Source organism: Peribacillus sp. B2I2, assembly GCF_041261685.1.
Taxonomy (GTDB): Bacteria; Bacillota; Bacilli; order Bacillales; family DSM-1321; genus Peribacillus.
In genome coordinates, this window is sequence record NZ_JBGCCB010000001.1 from 1,970,761 (window position 1) to 1,987,757 (window position 16,997).

A 16,997-nucleotide genomic window follows, 5' to 3' on the forward strand; every position below is an offset into this window, starting at 1 on the left:
GTTTGATAATATGTCTTTAAAGTATAAAAAGGTGTCTTCAAAATGGAAATACGATTCCTACATAATATCTTATAATTACAAATGTAGTAAGTAACTATTAGTTAAACTTCCAGCTAATATAAAGCGTTTACATGTAATGAGCAATCAATAAGTGACAACTTTCATAGGAACTAATGGTGAAGATGCCGAGTGGAATATTTATTTGAAAACAAAATGTCAAAGTATTAAAAGGAGTCTTCATAAAATAACATTGGTTAAAATGTATTGTCCTGTAATTGTAAATGAGATTTTCAATAATAACTTTATATAAAAGTAAAATAGAAAATTGAACTAGATCCATATATGGCTTGCCACCCAAGGGAATATTACATTTTGAGTAGAGGACTTTTAAAAGTTCTTTAACTGAATTATTATAAGGTTATTAGCTATTTTAAAAGCCCAGATTTTCTCATTGTTTAGCATATTCTATCCTTATAAGGTGAACAAGTGTAAACCAATTGTATATCATTAAATTTCTGAATTTTAAAATAATTAACTTTACCATTTCGAATATAAAGAGAAATTGAAGAAAACGGATGAAAGGTACATAAACCTTTTTAGATAGTTAAAAATCCAGTAATAATCTTTTTATTGTAGCCTGGTATATGTTATTCGGAGGAATCCCTACATGCATTTTATTATGTTCAGTAAGTAAACAATCCGTTTTAGGGGGACTTTTTTTGAATCTAAATGAATATACAGCGGGAAAAATGGCTTTGAATCAATATGTTCATCGTTTAGCGCACAATGGAGCTTCTTTTTATGTTCACTATTGGGGGGTCATGCCAGCTCATTATGATAATCTTCTTCATAAACATTCCTTTTTTGAAGTGTGTTTTGTAGTGGATGGGGAAGGGGAGTATATGGATGATGATTGTACCTATCCGTTACAAAAAAATACCATATTTTTTTCAAAACCAGATGTTTTGCACCAAATAAAAAGTGAAAGCGGACTATCTCTCCTTTATGTTGCGTTTGAATTGATAGAATCGGAATCAAGTGACGAATGGATAAAAATCATGGAGGAGACTAAGCAATGTCCTGAAGTGATTATGAATTTGAACGAAGAAAAGGATATGATGGCTGCACTAATTTGGAAATCCCTGCTTATCCAAGCGACAAAGACCGAACAAGCTTTTTTCGAGGAAATGCTAAAAAATTTGGCTTATTCCCTCATTCTTTCGTTAGTACAAACTTTTGTTTCTCATTCACATAATGATAATCAACATACCTTTCCCAAAACGGCTTCTTCACTCTTTAATATAGCTAAATTGTATATCATGGATAATCTAACACAGCCTTTAAAACTTACTGATGCAGCAAATCATTTGCATATATCCGGTCGGCACTTGTCTCGAATATTTGTCTTGGAATCTGGTGTAAGTTACTCGGAGTTTGTTCAAAATGAGAGAATACAGAGAGCTGCGACCTTACTCAAAACAACAGATTTATCCATTAAAGATATTTCGGAAGAAACCGGCTTTAAAAATATTCACTATTTTACTCGTGTTTTTACTACCGCAATGGGTTCTTCGCCTGGGCGTTTTCGCTCTCTCTATATAGACTTAAAAGCAACTACCTATACAGAGGGGCAGGTGCAAAAACAATTACTATAGTATAGAACCATAATTCTAATAAAGGAAAATTAACAGGAATGTTTCACCTTGTTAATGGCCAAGTGGCAACAGATGCTGAAATTGACTTGGCAATGGGGCCAAAAGATGTAATAAGAGGGTTCCTTTAAAAGGATACACGGGGTCAACACATTAAATAGTAATGCGAAATCCAGTACTGTTCGATTTATCGAGGGGAAATCTAGTTGTAAAAAATGCCTTACTTAGGATTAAAAAGTAACGTATAGAGTAGATGAAAAGTTCTAACTCTAAAGTAAAAATCCTATTTATGCTAGCACCAGGGTAACGTAATCAAATATTAACTATGGAGGGTATTTATAATGCCACTAATCAGATTTGATTTAATCGAAGGGCGAGATAAGAATTCTTTAAGACAGCTATTGGATGCTGCTCACCGGGCAGTTGTTAAAGCTTTCGATGTACCCGAAAAAGATCGATATCAAATAGTTCATCAGCATCCAGCTCATGAATTAATAATAGAAGATACCGGGTTAGGTTTTAAGAGAAGTAAGAACTTAGTAGTAATAAGTGTAACTAGTAAACAAAGAAGGGAAGATCAGAAGCAATATTTTTATAAAGTTTTGGTTCAAGAGTTGGGAGAAAATTGTGGAATAGAACCAAATGATATTATGGTTTCAATTGTTACCAATGGGGATGCTGATTGGAGTTTTGGACTAGGGGAAGCCCAATTTTTAAATGGTAAATTATAAATGAAATTCTCTTAAAAAGGATGGCGGGGTCGCGTGGAAATCTAACCCACCAGAAACTACACGAGCCTCTCACGCGGTTTTAATGTTTGGGAGCCAGGTAAATTCACGTAGGCATCAACCTAAATAGAATTTTCACAAGGCGTACTCCATGAACAGCTTCATAAATGAAAAAGCCTGTATATTAGATGAGTTCAAGGAAATCTTCATACTTTATCTCTATGTTAATGAATTTTCTTCTAGTTTTTTTCTCCCATCTTTTATGAATTCAGCAGGTAATGGCATGCGAGAGTACAAATATAAACTAATGAATGCTATAGAAGACCTGTAAAGGAGGGCATTGATAATAGGCGAATTCGAAAAATTCCATAGGATATAGGGGGAGATAGCAATTGAAAAAGAAAGTAATCAATTATGTCGTTTTTCTTGTCCTCATTCTTACCATATTAATAATGGCTAAGCCTAACATTTCCTCAGCAGGAAAATTGAAGCCGCCATCCGAAACTTTCAACCCAGGGGATTGGTTTTTGGGAAGTGTCCCTCCCAATCTTGACACAAATAGACCTCCGATCGTTTTTGTCCAAGGGAAAAATGGCAGTTCAACCAGCTGGTACGGTGAAACAGACTATCATGGTGTCAATGATATGTATACCAAAGCATATGAAGCCGGTTACCAAACGGTTTTTGTTCAGCTTTATGATTCAGCTGGAAATGGATCAGTGAGCCAATATGCTAATGGAAGGCTGTTAGCTCAAATGCTTGCAGAAATCAGTAACCATTTCGGCGGCGAAAAAGTAAATATAATAGCCCACAGTAAAGGGGGGCCAGACACCCAAGCGGCTCTAGTACACTATGGAGCGCACCAATATGTCGGAAGGGTCATCACTTTAGCGTCCCCTCATCACGGTTCTAACCTAGCTGATTTGGCTTATAGCTGGTATGCGGGCTGGCTTGGTTCCCTATTGGGTCAAAAAGATGAAGGAACTTATTCTTTACAAGTTGGTAAAATGGCGGAATTTCGATCTGTCACGGATAACCATGTTAACTCCCGTAAAAATATGTATTTCACCGTGGCCGGTATGAATAGGGGTCCGGTTCTTTCAGCTTTATCAATGGGTGGACAATATTTATCTTCATATGGAGAAAATGATGGTCTAGTGAATGTTTGGAGTACAAAAATACCCTACGCATCACATTTATTTACGGATCCCAACTATGATCACGACAATATTAGAGTAGGTTCAGCAGTATTTTCAAGAATTGAACCCTATTTAAGAAGCAATTCTACTGCTGGGATTCCTGGTTTAAATGTCAATTATAAAGAACGGGTTGAAGATGATGTCATCACAACCGCACTCTCTCAAACCGTCCTGGGAGATGTCCTGCAACAAAATGTCTGGAACGAAAAAAGTTTCCATGTAAATGAAGCAGCCCCAGGTAATATAACCATATATACAGCTTCAAATGATGTCGAGGTCGAATTAATTTCTCCTTCCAATAAAAAGTATGCACCTTCCTTAAAAGTTCATTCTGCAAAAAATGAAACTTCCTTTTTTAATGGTGCCACCATCCAAACATTTAATAGAAATAACCTAGAAATTGGTGACTGGAGAGTTCGACTGAAGACTAAATCTCCAAAAGACGCATACCTGTTCACAGCACATTTTAACGAAAAGAATCCCATTACATTAAGTATGGCCGGAAAAGTTAAGCAAAAAGATGCAAAATTTTCAATAAAGAATCCAATGAATGATAACAAAAGGCCAATCAGCACAACATTTTCGGTTCATCTAATAGATGAAAACGGTAATGAAATTCGTGAAAAAAGCTCCATTAAGGTAATGGACGCCGAAAATTTTTCTGGTACTCTTCCAGAAGTACCTAAATCAGGTGTTTATAATGTAACGATTGATGTCAAGGAAAAAAATGTGAATGGTACTGAAAGAACCCGTACATTGATTCGTTCGGTCTATATAGAAAAATAGTAAAAATGATTAGAAAAGACCTTCTCTTAATTGAGAGGTCTTTTTTTGGGGTGAAATGTATTGAAATGATTCAGCAAAAGGAAACAGCCGGGCCGTATTTCATATTGGTACTAAGTGAGCGGTTGATCGAAGGGTATTTAGCAAGTCAGATCCCCCTGCAACAAAAAAGATTCATGAAATCCAACGAGTGCCATCTAGGGTCTAATCCGTCTTTTGATAAGATTCCCTATAAGATAAAATACCAGTTTTGAGTGCAGAATAATTGCCAATGCTTGCATAGCCATAAAACCAGCCCATGAAAATTCCTGCAACCAAATGATGACGGTGGCTAATGAAAATGGAAATGAATAAGCCAATACCCAAAGCGATGGTAGGGATGAATTTTGGTGGAATATGAAAAATGACCTTAATAAGTTGAGTAAGAATCATGATGGTAGGAATGGCTATCACTGCATCCCAAAAGTTTGTATGGATAGTTGGGTAGTCCATAATGTCACCACCTTAATTTAGAAGTTTCAAAATTAATTTTTACCATTTATAAAAGGTTTATACCATAGTAATTCATTAAATGATTGATCAAATAAAGTATATGCAAATGGTATGAAGATTTTCAGCTTCAATTAAAATGCCATCAATCCATTGAATATTAATGGGTTTGATGGCTTTTACTAGAGAGGGAGAATGATTAATCCAAATTGAAGCCGTACTTTGTAAGTTATCACCTTATTGATAATAGTGAAAACAATTAATAACATTTTTTTTGCTGGACAAGCTGTAAAGTTTTTCAAAGTTTAGAATACGATAAGAATGAAGATATCCAACTAATAATGGGAGGTTCTAATGAGCGAGGAATCGTTTATTAAGGAAATTGCTCCTTATGCCCAAAAAATTCAAAAGGAATTTAAAATTTTACCTTCTGTTGTCATTGCACAGCTTGTTTGGAGAGTGGTTATGGGACAAGCTTATTAGCAAATCAAGGGAAAAATATATTCGTACAAAAGGTGACTATAAAGGAGAGTCTGTCATTATTCAAACAATCGAATAAGTCAACGATGCGCCTGTTCAAGTATGGTCCAAATTCAGAAGATATCCAACATGGGCAGAAAGTTTACAAGATCTTGCCAATCTATATGTAAAGGGGACTTCATGGAATAGAAGTTTGTATACAGCTGTCATTAGGAAAAAAGATTACAAAAAGGCACTTCAAGCAATATTCGATGCGGGCTACGCCTCGGACCCGAAATATATAGAAAAACTGGTGAATCTAATCGAAACAAGTGATTTAACTAAATATGACGCAAGCAACGAAGAGGTCTATCATATAGTCAAAAAGGGGGAATCCGTCTCTAAACTTGCCAAAGCATATGGTTCTACACAAGTGCAGATTCAACAGTGGAAGGGTTGGCCGATCTTAATCTCATTAAAGTGAACCAAAGATTAAGAGTGAAATGAACTTTTAAAAGGGAGCGGGATTTTAACGCTCCCTTTTTTTATTGGAATGCGGGTTTCCTATTTTTCAAAATACATATATCCAGAAAGGCGTTAGTTTCCCTTTCATCCTGCATAAATGAGAAAGGATGTTAATAATCTTAAGAAAACTCGATTCTATCAAAAAAATATATCAAAACCTAGTCTTCCATATGCATAATGAGAGAATTCGAGACATAAATTAAACAAACAAAAAAAGCGCGGTTAGCGCTTTTAGTGTATTTGTCTATATAAGCCTATAACTTTTCCAAGTATCGAAACATCTCTTAAAATAATTGGTTCCATATTCGAGTTCTCAGGCTGAAGCCTTATGTAATCCGGTTCCTTAAAGAATCGTTTTACAGTGGCTTCATCATCTTCCGTCATGGCCACGACGATATCTCCATTATTGGCGCTGCTTTGTTGTTTCACGATGACATAATCTCCATCATGAATTCCTGCTTCGATCATACTTTCACCCATGATTTCCAGCATGAATACATGGTCATCATGCGGAACCATGCTTTCGGGAAGCGGAAAGTATTCTTCTATGTTTTCGATGGCCGTTATCGGCATGCCCGCTGTTACTTTTCCAAGTAACGGAACGTTCACGACATTAACTTTGGGGATATTGTTCGCTTCCTCCAAATTCAGTATTTCAATGGCCCTCGGCTTGGTTGGGTCACGTCTTATCAGGCCTTTACTTTCCAGGCGGGATAAATGTCCGTGTACTGTTGAACTTGATGCAAGTCCAACTGCTTCACCAATCTCCCGTACGGAAGGTGGATACCCTTTTTGGCGGACCTCTTCTTTAATGAAATCAAGGATATCTTGCTGCCGTTTTGATAGTTTAGTCATATGTGCACCTCTTCTCCAATGTTCTTTGCTACATTATAGCATGGCCCCCAACTCTATACAAACATAAGTTCGAATTTTGTTGTTGACTGAAACAAACGTTCGTATTATAATTTGGACGTAACATACGAACGAACATTCGCTTTGGAGGGATATTTATGAAAAAATTATACAAAAATTATATTTCTACGATTCTATTAGCGGGATCGGTATTCATCTTTTCAATTTTATTCTCTTGTACATTAGACAATGATCAAAAAAAGGATTTCCTTTCTATAGAAGTAAGTGAAGGCGACACCCTATGGGGAATTGCCGAAGAGTATGAAGAAGCTGATTTGACAAAAAAAGAATTCATTGGTTGGATAGAAGAGCATAATGGAGTCAGGGCGGATACGATTAAACCTGGTCAAGTCATTGTCATACCGGTTAAAGGGGAAGAACTTGTTCAGAATTTGGCCAGTCAGCAGTAAGTAGTGAAGGTAGGGTATTATGAAAGCAGTAATCTATTGTAGGGTTAGCACAGAAAAAGAATCCCAGGAAACATCATTGGCAAGGCAGGAAGATGAATTAGTTAAATTGGCGGAAAAGATGGATGTGGAAGTTGTTTCCATAATAAAAGAACAGGCAAGCGGTTATGAGTTAAATCGGGATGGCATATTTGACATGCTTGAACTATTTAAAACCAAAGAAGCTGAAGTTCTATTAATCCAGGACGAAACTAGACTGGGGAGGGGAAATGCCAAAATAGCCCTTTTCCATGTCATCCTTAAAGAAGACGTGAAAATTTATACGCTCTCACACGATGGAGAACTTGAGTTATCTGATTCGGATGCCATGGTCATTCAGATAGTCGGTATTGTAGAAGAATATCAAAGGAAACTACATAATCTAAAAATAAAACGCGGGATGATAAGAGCGGTTGAAAAAGGATACCGTCCGCAAAAAAACCTTCATAACCAAAGGAATTCTACTGGAAGGGACCGTATGGAGATTCCAATTGAAGAAATTATTAAACTCCGGGCCAATGGATTGACATTTGCAGAAATCGCAGCCACTTTAAGGGGCTTTGGATACAATGTATCTAAAGCCACTGTGAACAGGCGTTTTCTCGAGCATCAACTAAATACAGAGGAAAGTCAATCATAGAACTTGTAATTTCGCTTTTTTTTTAATAACATGACAATATCCGCAGATTACGAAGGAGCGAAATTATGCTATCAAAAGAAAAATTAGCCCGTATTAATGAACTTTCAAAAAAGGCCAAGGCTGAAGGTTTGACGGAAGTTGAGGCGAAAGAGCAAACCCAATTAAGAAGTGAGTATTTGGAGACATTCAGACGGTCCATGTCCGATACGTTGGAGCATGTGAAAGTCGTTGATCCAGAAGGTAATGACGTCACTCCTCAAAAGATAAAGAGTATTAAAGAAAAAAGAAACTTACATTAATGCTTGGACTATTCTCATGGAACACTCCATTTGTGGATTCTTTTAGCCTTTAGGAATAAAAAGAGAGTGCATTCATGTATGTATTCCCCTATTTAGCTTAATCTAAATAGGGGACTTCTCTAATTTGTAGAAAATTGTATTATTGGGTTAGTAAATAGTGATTTTAGTTGTGATATTATGCTGGTCACTATAATATAAAGAGGTACATTACAGGAAGGGATGTTTTACTATATGTTAGATAAATTAGATGCACTTTCTATCAATACGATTCGTACGTTATCGATTGATGCAATTGAAAAGGCTAATTCCGGCCATCCAGGTATGCCGATGGGGGCAGCGCCGATGGCGTATAAACTATGGACTGAATATATGAATCATAACCCGAAAAATCCGGATTGGTTTAATAGGGATCGCTTTGTTCTTTCAGCTGGTCATGGGTCTATGCTGTTATACAGTCTTCTTCATTTATCGGGCTATGGCTTATCTATCGATGATTTGAAAAGCTTTCGCCAATGGGGAAGTAAAACTCCGGGACATCCTGAATTCGGACATACTGCAGGTGTAGATGCAACGACGGGACCGCTTGGACAAGGTATCGCAATGGCAGTCGGCATGGCAATGGCAGAACGCCACTTGGCAGAAAGCTACAACCGTGATTCTTATAATGTAGTCGATCATTATACATATAGCATTTGTGGAGATGGGGATTTAATGGAAGGGGTTTCTGCTGAAGCTGCTTCATTAGCTGGACATCTACAACTTGGAAGGCTTGTTGTTTTATATGATTCTAATGATATTTCCCTTGACGGCGACTTAAGTCAATCATTTAGTGAAAGCGTAGCAAACCGGTTCAAATCTTATGGATGGCAATATATCCGCGTTGAGGATGGGAACGATCTTCAGGAAATAGCCAAAGCACTTGAAGAAGCGAAAACCGACGAAGCACGCCCAACTTTAATAGAAGTCAAAACGGTTATTGGTTACGGTTCACCAAACCGTTCAGGTAAATCAGCTGTTCACGGCGCTCCGCTTGGTGCAGATGAGCTTAAGTTGACTAAAGAAGCATATAAATGGACATTCGAAGCGGATTTCCATGTTCCAGAAGAAGTGTATTCACACTTCAATGAATCTGTTGTGGATGCAGGCGCTCAAAAAGAAGAAGCTTGGAATGAATTGTTCAAAAATTACAAAGAAGCACATCCTGAGTTAGCCGAGCAATTGGAGCTGGCAATCAAAGGTGAACTGCCTGCTGACTGGGATCAGGATATTCCGGTCTATGAAGAAGGGAAAACATTAGCTTCCCGTGCTTCAAGTGGAGAAGTGTTAAATGCGATTGCCAAAAGGGTGCCTAGCTTCATTGGTGGTTCTGCAGATTTAGCCGGATCTAATAATACTGCCATTAAAGGTGAGACAGACCTATTACCTGGTAATTACAGTGGTCGTAATATTTGGTTTGGTGTACGTGAATTCGCTATGGGTGCGGCCTTAAATGGTATGACCCTTCATGGTGGATTAAAAGTGTACGGAGGAACATTCTTCGTATTCTCTGATTATTTGCGTCCTGCTATAAGAATGGCAGCACTGATGGGACTTCCTGTAACGTATGTATTCACCCATGACAGCATTGCTGTTGGGGAAGACGGACCGACACATGAGCCAATCGAACAATTAGCATCATTACGGGCAATGCCTAACCTAGGGGTAATCCGTCCGGCTGATGGCAATGAAACGGCAGCAGCCTGGAAAGTGGCAATGGAGTCTACAAATAAACCAACTGCCCTTGTACTGACTCGTCAAGGATTGCCAACAATAAAAGACACTTCCGAAACTGCGTATGAAGGTGTTTCAAAAGGGGCTTACATCATCTCCGCTTCTAAGAAAGAAGTAGCAGATGCATTACTTCTTGCGACTGGTTCCGAAGTGAACTTGGCTGTCGAAGCACAGAAAGCTTTAGCGAACGAAGGAATTGATGTTTCGGTAATCAGCATGCCATCATGGGATCGATTCGAAACTCAATCTAAAGAATATAAACAAAGTGTAATCAATCCGGCAGTGAAAAAACGTCTGGCCATTGAAGTGGCTTCACCGTTTGGCTGGGATCGTTATGCAGGTGATGAGGGTGAAATATTGGCCATCAATCATTTTGGAGCTTCGGCACCAGGCGGTAAAATCATGCAAGAATTTGGTTTCACAGTAGAAAATGTAGTTGCTCGAGTTAAAGAAATGCTAAAATAATCGTAATGGGGACTGACACCAACTAGTTTGGTGTCAGTTTTTTTATCAAAACTTCGTATTGTATGTTGAAAGTGCTCTTATTCTATGGGGAATCTTCCATTCGACAAAAAAAGAAGAAAATTTCTCCAGCAAACAACATATCTTTTCAGTTTGTCAATATATAATGAGAATAAATAAATTTCGTTTGAATGTGTCAGTTAAAGGGGAAAGTCATCAAGAGTGGAAAATGGTGGAAAGGTCCTGATTGTTAATTGTTCTGGTGACCAAACCAAAATAGGAATGCTAGGAGGCATTGGCTGATGAGAACCTATGAAATTTTTTTAATCGAAGATGAATTTGCCCATCATTATTATGGTAGAGAAAAGCTGTTTTTCAATTTGTTTTTGGAGTATATTCAAGCTAGGGGCAGACTGAAGAGTATTTTGCAAAAACAAATCGAATATGTCACCAAAACAGTCCCGATTATCCAGTTGCAGGTAGCTATTGAACAACGTTTGCAAAAAAAGATGAATTTTTGGTCTCAAAATGGAAAATACTATTTAGAAAAAACAAACGGATCCAGTAAAGCCGTTTTAATCATCCAGGATGATTCCATTATGCTTAAAGCTGAAGGAGACTATGAAGCGGAAACGGCCTTCTTTGAGTGCATTCGAAAATATGAAGCGAGTTTTCTAGCCATAGATTTTGAACACGAAAAATACGGTTGGTTAAAACCGATAAAAGAAAGAAAATTTGTCTAAATGGGGGACTTTTGGGTAGCGGGTATTGTATAATAACCTTTGGTCTAGTACACTGATGTTAGACAACACGAAGGAGGAAATAGTATGTGGGTTTACATTCTAGTTGGCGTACTGGCATTGATTGCTGGAGTAGTGCTGGGATTTTTCATCGCTCGTAAATACATGATGGATTACTTAAAGAAAAATCCGCCAATTAACGAACAGATGTTAAAAATGATGATGATGCAAATGGGTATGAAACCATCCCAAAAGAAAATTAATCAAATGATGAGTGCAATGAATAAACAACAAACAAAATAAACCTTGATACATAAGGGTTTATCAATTGATGGTTGTAACTATAAAGGAGAATTTTTCTCTACAAACCCTGTAGAGTGAATCCTTCATCAAGAATTTGCCTTATTTTTGGTTTAACCTTCATCTAACTAATTTAAAACCACTTTTCCTGTTGAAAACTTAACCATAGGAAAGGTGGTTTTTTTGTTGGAGTTTGAAGATGTGTTAAATGAATACTTGTACTACTGTGAAGCAAAAGGTTTTACAGCAAAGACCATGAAAAATAAACATCAAGAGTACAAACAACTAAAGAAATATTTGAAGGAAAAAAGAGCAATTACAGAGTTAGAAAGTATCACCACTCATGATTTAAAGGCGTATGTGCGGTTTAAGCAAAACGATGGATTGCAACCACAGAGTGTTGTCACCATGTTCAAGATGATTAAAGCATTCTTTTCCTGGTGTGAACAGGAAGAATATTTAAAAGAAAACATAGCGAAAAAGGTTGTACTTCCAAAAGTGCCTAAAAAGGTTTTAAAGGGATTTACTGTTTCAGATGTACAAGAAATGATTGATGCCTTTACTTACAAGAATTACATTGAAGCAAGGAACAAGGCGATTATTGCCATGCTTTCCGACACAGGGATTCGTGCAATGGAATTAAGAGGGGTATTATCTGTAAACGTAAAAGAAACCTCAATTCTTGTAAATGGGAAAGGAAACAAGGAACGAATTGTTTTCATTAGTCCGGCTTTAAAAAGGATTTTATTTAAATATGAACGGATTAAAAAACAGTATTTCCATGACAAAGAAATAACAAATCACTATTTTCTCTCTTACACAGGCACAGATATTTCTCATGTAGGTTTGGACAACATCATAAAAGAAGCAGGTAAGCGTGCAAGAGTTGAAAACAAAAGGTGTAGTCCGCATACATTCAGACATTTTTTTAGTGTTCAATGTATCTTAAACGGAATAGACATCTATACATTATCTAAATTACTTGGACATTCAGATATTTCAACGACCCAACGATATTTACAATCATTAGAAGATTTTGACCTAATTGAAAAGGCGATGCCCTCTAGTCCACTAATGAATCTAAGTGCGAAGAAATGAATAAGTAGATTAAGCATATTGCCTACTAATGAAGAAGATTGCACACAAAGATAATAAGTATTTTTAGGAAATTTATGTCCTTTTTTGGTACAATAATTTCTCATGTTGGGAAAAGAGCGTCCTTTTTTAGGACACAAATTTCCCTTAGTGTGGAAAAAAGTGTCCTAAAAAAGGACAAAAAGTACCATGTATAAAGAAAAGATAATTAAAAAGATAAGATATATAAAAGGGGTCGCTAACGCTCCATCTATCTTGTTCGCTAACGCTACCTCATACTCGCTTCGCACGTTTTTTCTTTTACATTTGATGTATATTTTCTTTTAAATAACAATTAAAAAATAGATATAAAAAATAGAAATATAAAATCCTATTAAAGTTATTTATTACCATAGATAATTGTGGTAAATTTAGATTATGTATTTATATTTAAATAAAAAAGGTGATTTACTTGTTTGAAAAAATAAAAAAATTGGATGTAGCGATTATACTATTCATCCTAACTGCATTAGGGTATATGACCACGTATATTTATGAGTTAGGTTACAAGTATTATTTCTCGCTACCATCCAACCTCATCGATTTATCATTAACAAATATAACAAGAAGCATTATCTTTGTTTCTTTCTTTTTTGGCTTCGCATTTTTAGTTGATTTTTATAATAACGAAACAAAGGTAAAAGAGCGAAGAAGAAAAATAAATATTAATATAACTAAAATCTATGCATTGTTATCTTTAATAGCATTTAGTTTAATAGTTAATGGTCAATTTAATCCTATAGATGCAGTAATAATATTAGTGGCATTAATAATTTTATTTTTATTATTTATTTTTAAGCCCAGTAAACTTCTTTTGTATATAATGTTATTTGCTTATTTCATAATTTTAACTTTTAAACTCGGCTATAATTTTGCAGATAAATCAGAGTATTTAGTAATAAAAGATGATGATCTAGTCGTAATTGATTATTATCAAGATAGAGCAATTGTTGCTAAGGCGGATTTGAAAAAGAAAGTAATATATCCTGAATATCAATTTATTAAATTAGAAACTGATGAGATAGGTAAAGTAAAATTTGAATTAATAAATACTGGAAAAATGAAACTAGAGAGGAAAGAATGAAGGTCCTTGCCTTTATAAAAAATGCTCTTGCTTAAACAGCAGGAGCATTTTTTATCTGTCAAAGAAGTTATTTCCTTGGTTTTAATAATTTTTCTTTATATTCTTCCAGAAGTAGTTCGGCTATTGTTTTATACAATTCTTCTGAATATATTTCTTTTCCTTTCGGATGATATTTTTCAATGCTTATTATGTAATTCCCATGTCTTACTTCCTTCAATACTTTGTATTCATTGTCTTTCTTCATCTTTGTCAACTCCTTTGTAATTTGCATATCAAATACATTTGTATGGGAAGTATAAATCATTTTAAATCTAATTTCCATTAAATGTAATAAATGATGATGTATTGTATCTTTTGAAATTGTTTCAAACAGTTTAAAAGATTACTTGTTAAAACACATTACTTTAAACCTCTTTAAAAAGGTCTAAAACAAAAAATGTTTACAAAATGGTCTAGTTAGGGCGTTTATATATGAGGGAACTAAAAGTTCCGAAAAAGTGACACAAAACAGTCGAGAAAAGGGCTTTATATATGAGAGGTTCTTTTATATTTCTCAAAAGTGGCACAAAATCAAAAGATAACCACGATAAATAGTGAGAGGAAAAATATTTTTTCTCCAATGTGACACAAAATCGGCTTCAAAAGACGATAAATAGTGAAGGGATTATTTTAAAAATAATTTCTCAAAAAAGTGGCACAAAACCCTGTTGTAAAGCACTAATTAGTGAGGGGATTAATATTTTTACCCTTCAACTGAAAAAATTCAGTTTTGTACTTTGTACTAACCTCCTTTAGTACAAGTCAATTTTCCTATAAGGTTTTTACCTTAATTATGGTGCGATGGCTTGAACGACCATTGTAACCTGCTAAGATTCTATCTTAGCGATAGCCAATTGTGGGAAACGGTACTAGCCATACTGTTTCCCTATTTATTATTAAATTAAAAGGATGATGTTAAATGAATGACATGGCTCTAAACAACAGCAACGCAGGTGTTATTGTAGAAAATAAGAAGCAAGACAGATTAGAACAGGTTCTAGCAGACGGTGAACAAATTCAAAATCGTGTAAATGCTCGGCTAGATAATATTGACGCAAGACAAAACAAAATAGAAGAAGCGATGAAAGCAATAGAAGGATTAACATATCTCATTGAATGGAAAGAAGCAAAGGAAGGTGTTAAGTAAGGATGGCACAGGTATTGGTGAATACCAATACACAGTTATAAATTGAAAACCTAACAACTCTGCAATCAAATACTTAGTATATGAATTTGTTGGAATTTATAACGGTCAAAACTACTCTCGTAAGAGGTAAATTCAGTATTCGTTTCGTTTAGGTTGTTAAGGGGTGAAATAAAGTAGAATGATAGAAATTTTAATGGTGGCTGTCAACACCATCGACCTAACTGGTGCAGGTCAAATGTTGATTGATAACGGTATCTTTGCTGTCCTTTTCGGATGGCTTTTTTGGGATACTCGCAAAGAAACAAAAAATCGTGAAGAACGTTTAATGAATCATATTGATAAACAAGGTGAAGCATTAGACAGAATCACAGACACAATGGAAAAGATGGATGTTCGCCTAACTCACATAGAGGGCAAGGTAAACTCTAAAAAATAATTCAATGGAAGGGATAATTCGAAATGGAAGAAATCAATCAAGATAAAATAGCAAATGTAATTGAAGATACTCAACAAATTGATGATGTAGTTGAAGATGTGCATACAGAGGTTTCGGAAGACAATCAAGAGGTTATTGTAGAAAAAACTTACACACAAGCAGACATTGATGCACTACAAGCACAGGTTGATGAATTATCGCAATATAAGCCAAAGGAATCAACGGAAGATGAAACTAAAATTCAACAAAAGTTAGAATCCATTTGGGACAGAGAAGTCAATCAAACTCTTAAAGAAGAAGGTTTAGAAATCTTCGCAGAATTTATCAAGGCAGATGTGGATGACACAGAAACCTTAAAAAAACAAATCACACAACTAAAGGAAATTGTTGGCTCGTTGGAACTATCCAATGGCTATCAACCCTCTAATCATAAAACAGTTGATGGTTATTCTATCGCAAAGAAGAATAAAGACGTTAATGGCATGATTAGGGAAAAATTAAAATTTTAAAATAGAAAGAGGAAATTTAAATGTTAGATACTAACAAATTAACTTCACAAGAAAATATTCATCTTACTGATGAAATCGCAGTAGTTGCACCAAAAGCAACTCCATTCATGACACTATTAATGGGTAAAGGCAAAGTAAAATCTACTTCTGCTAAAGTCCACACTTGGAGAGAAAAAACTTTAGATTTCTCTGACGTAACAGTTGCAGAAGGTGTTGAAGCAACAAACTTCAAAAATAGCGTTCGTGCTGAATTAAACAACATCCTTGAAATCTTCTTGAAATCAACTTCTGTTTCTGGTACTGCACAAGCAAGTGGAGCAACTGGCGACTTATTTGCACAAGAAATCAATGACCGTTTGGTAGAGGTTAAAGTTGCAATCGAAAAACGCCTAATCGCAGGTGTTAAAGATGATGCTTCTGTATCTGGTGTACGTAAAATGGCAGGTTTGCTTTCTTATGTTGATGCAGGTAACACTTACAATTCAGAAGGTGTTAAAGCAATTTCAGAAAAAGACGTTCGTAATCTTGCTCGTAAACTATTTGACGCAGGAAACGAAAACGCTGAAATCTATGCTCTAGTTTCTCCAGATTCTAAAGAGTGGATTGATGAACTATACAAAGCAAACTACAACTACACTCACACAGAAAACAATTTCGGTATTGTGGTTTCAAGCATCAACACTAACTATGGTACTATCAACTTCGTTGTTGACCGTTTCATGGCTAATGACAAAATTGTTGCTTTCGATATTAACGCTGTTAGCGTAGCATTCCTACGTCAACCTGCTTTCGAACAACTTGCTAAAACTGGCGATAACATAAAAGGACAAATTGTTGCAGAAGCAACACTTGAAGTTGCATCTCGTAAATCAGTTGCCCTATTGAATATCAAACAAGTGTAATTGATGTAACAAATAATGATATATGGTAGAGGGTTTTTCCCTCTCTCTATATTATTTTGACAACCGTTTAAAATTTTCAATACAGGAGGTAATTCAAATTGAACACTAAAGATGAATATGTCTTGAAACGCAGGAGAAAGAAGATACGTTTAAGACAAATAGCAGAAGATATCGGTTGTTCGCAATCGCTTATCAGTCAATATGAAACAGGTAATTGCGATATGGACAGAGTGAAAGTCCAAAAATATAAAGAGTTTATAGATAGTTACTAATTTGTTGAGGTGAGAAATTCACCTTGATAATTTAAATAAGATAATTAAAAGGAGTGAAAAATGTGGAAGT

At 35.6% G+C, this 16,997-nt stretch carries 20 protein-coding genes and 1 pseudogene; 18 read left to right on the forward strand and 3 right to left on the reverse strand.

Translation table 11 applies throughout. The annotated features are described in order from the left end of the window. Window positions 1-719 precede the first annotated feature (719 nt). From ABIE66_RS09925 to ABIE66_RS09935, 3 genes are all read left to right on the forward strand, one after another. A complete protein-coding gene (locus ABIE66_RS09925; protein ID WP_370014569.1) occupies window positions 720-1,655 on the forward strand; it encodes an AraC family transcriptional regulator in 936 nt (311 codons plus the stop codon). Between the two features lie 338 nt (window positions 1,656-1,993). Next, a complete protein-coding gene (locus ABIE66_RS09930) occupies window positions 1,994-2,383 on the forward strand; it encodes a tautomerase family protein (RefSeq protein WP_370014570.1) in 390 nt (129 codons plus the stop codon). Between the two features lie 449 nt (window positions 2,384-2,832). Further along, window positions 2,833-4,365, forward strand: a complete 1,533-nt coding sequence (locus ABIE66_RS09935) for an esterase/lipase family protein (protein WP_370017014.1) — start codon at window positions 2,833-2,835, stop codon at window positions 4,363-4,365. Between the two features lie 201 nt (window positions 4,366-4,566). Here ABIE66_RS09935 and ABIE66_RS09940 read toward each other — a convergent pair whose 3' ends face one another. After that, window positions 4,567-4,854, reverse strand: coding sequence for a hypothetical protein (locus tag ABIE66_RS09940; protein ID WP_289324582.1), 288 nt, complete (start codon window positions 4,852-4,854; stop codon window positions 4,567-4,569). 351 nt (window positions 4,855-5,205) lie between these two features. Here ABIE66_RS09940 and ABIE66_RS09945 point away from each other — a divergent pair, with 351 nt between their 5' ends. Continuing rightward, window positions 5,206-5,334, forward strand: coding sequence for a hypothetical protein (locus ABIE66_RS09945; protein ID WP_370014571.1), 129 nt, complete (start codon window positions 5,206-5,208; stop codon window positions 5,332-5,334). A gap of 103 nt (window positions 5,335-5,437) precedes the next feature. Beyond that, window positions 5,438-5,794 (forward strand): annotated as a pseudogene (locus ABIE66_RS29045) (glucosaminidase domain-containing protein); the annotation flags it as partial. A gap of 272 nt (window positions 5,795-6,066) precedes the next feature. Here ABIE66_RS29045 and lexA read toward each other — a convergent pair. Further along, entirely contained in the window at window positions 6,067-6,690 is a 624-nt protein-coding gene (gene lexA, locus ABIE66_RS09960; RefSeq protein WP_289316897.1) for a transcriptional repressor LexA, read from the reverse strand. Between the two features lie 155 nt (window positions 6,691-6,845). Here lexA and yneA point away from each other — a divergent pair, with 155 nt between their 5' ends. From yneA to ABIE66_RS10000, 8 genes are all read left to right on the forward strand, one after another. Further along, window positions 6,846-7,157, forward strand: coding sequence for a cell division suppressor protein YneA (gene yneA, locus ABIE66_RS09965; RefSeq protein WP_289324585.1), 312 nt, complete (start codon window positions 6,846-6,848; stop codon window positions 7,155-7,157). Window positions 7,158-7,176: 19 nt separating this feature from the next. After that, entirely contained in the window at window positions 7,177-7,833 is a 657-nt protein-coding gene (locus tag ABIE66_RS09970; protein WP_289316895.1) for a YneB family resolvase-like protein, read from the forward strand. Window positions 7,834-7,898: 65 nt separating this feature from the next. Further along, window positions 7,899-8,132, forward strand: a complete 234-nt coding sequence (locus ABIE66_RS09975) for a DUF896 domain-containing protein (protein ID WP_289324587.1) — start codon at window positions 7,899-7,901, stop codon at window positions 8,130-8,132. Window positions 8,133-8,363: 231 nt separating this feature from the next. Next, window positions 8,364-10,367 (forward strand): transketolase, encoded by a 2,004-nt coding sequence (gene tkt, locus ABIE66_RS09980; RefSeq protein ID WP_370014572.1) that lies wholly within the window; start codon window positions 8,364-8,366, stop codon window positions 10,365-10,367. A gap of 299 nt (window positions 10,368-10,666) precedes the next feature. Next, window positions 10,667-11,107, forward strand: a complete 441-nt coding sequence (sirA, locus tag ABIE66_RS09985; RefSeq protein ID WP_289316892.1) for a sporulation inhibitor of replication protein SirA — start codon at window positions 10,667-10,669, stop codon at window positions 11,105-11,107. Window positions 11,108-11,191: 84 nt separating this feature from the next. Further along, the gene (locus ABIE66_RS09990; RefSeq protein ID WP_034312934.1) at window positions 11,192-11,407 is read left to right on the forward strand and encodes a YneF family protein; all 216 of its coding nucleotides are present in this window, start codon (window positions 11,192-11,194) and stop codon (window positions 11,405-11,407) included. Window positions 11,408-11,590: 183 nt separating this feature from the next. After that, a complete protein-coding gene (locus tag ABIE66_RS09995; protein WP_370014573.1) occupies window positions 11,591-12,502 on the forward strand; it encodes a tyrosine-type recombinase/integrase in 912 nt (303 codons plus the stop codon). Window positions 12,503-12,971: 469 nt separating this feature from the next. Continuing rightward, the gene (locus ABIE66_RS10000; RefSeq protein WP_370014574.1) at window positions 12,972-13,622 is read left to right on the forward strand and encodes a hypothetical protein; all 651 of its coding nucleotides are present in this window, start codon (window positions 12,972-12,974) and stop codon (window positions 13,620-13,622) included. Between the two features lie 67 nt (window positions 13,623-13,689). Here the strand turns inward: ABIE66_RS10000 and ABIE66_RS10005 are convergent, their stop codons facing one another. Continuing rightward, window positions 13,690-13,866 carry a hypothetical protein gene (locus tag ABIE66_RS10005; protein ID WP_370014575.1) on the reverse strand — a complete coding sequence of 59 codons (177 nt, stop codon included), beginning with the start codon at window positions 13,864-13,866 and terminating at the stop codon, window positions 13,690-13,692. A gap of 714 nt (window positions 13,867-14,580) precedes the next feature. On the opposite strand from ABIE66_RS10005, the gene ABIE66_RS10010 reads away from it, so the two are divergent. The 5 genes from ABIE66_RS10010 to ABIE66_RS10030 all read left to right on the forward strand — a co-directional run bounded on the left by ABIE66_RS10010 (window position 14,581) and on the right by ABIE66_RS10030 (window position 16,927). Beyond that, window positions 14,581-14,808 (forward strand): hypothetical protein, encoded by a 228-nt coding sequence (locus tag ABIE66_RS10010; protein WP_370014576.1) that lies wholly within the window; start codon window positions 14,581-14,583, stop codon window positions 14,806-14,808. Between the two features lie 178 nt (window positions 14,809-14,986). After that, window positions 14,987-15,244 carry a BhlA/UviB family holin-like peptide gene (locus ABIE66_RS10015; RefSeq protein WP_370014577.1) on the forward strand — a complete coding sequence of 86 codons (258 nt, stop codon included), beginning with the start codon at window positions 14,987-14,989 and terminating at the stop codon, window positions 15,242-15,244. A 23-nt stretch (window positions 15,245-15,267) separates the two neighbouring features. Beyond that, window positions 15,268-15,753, forward strand: a complete 486-nt coding sequence (locus ABIE66_RS10020; protein WP_370014578.1) for a xanthine phosphoribosyltransferase — start codon at window positions 15,268-15,270, stop codon at window positions 15,751-15,753. Between the two features lie 20 nt (window positions 15,754-15,773). Next, the gene (locus ABIE66_RS10025) at window positions 15,774-16,655 is read left to right on the forward strand and encodes an SU10 major capsid protein (protein ID WP_370014579.1); all 882 of its coding nucleotides are present in this window, start codon (window positions 15,774-15,776) and stop codon (window positions 16,653-16,655) included. Between the two features lie 98 nt (window positions 16,656-16,753). Further along, the gene (locus ABIE66_RS10030) at window positions 16,754-16,927 is read left to right on the forward strand and encodes a helix-turn-helix domain-containing protein (protein WP_370014580.1); all 174 of its coding nucleotides are present in this window, start codon (window positions 16,754-16,756) and stop codon (window positions 16,925-16,927) included. The last annotated feature ends 70 nt before the right edge of the window (window positions 16,928-16,997 follow it).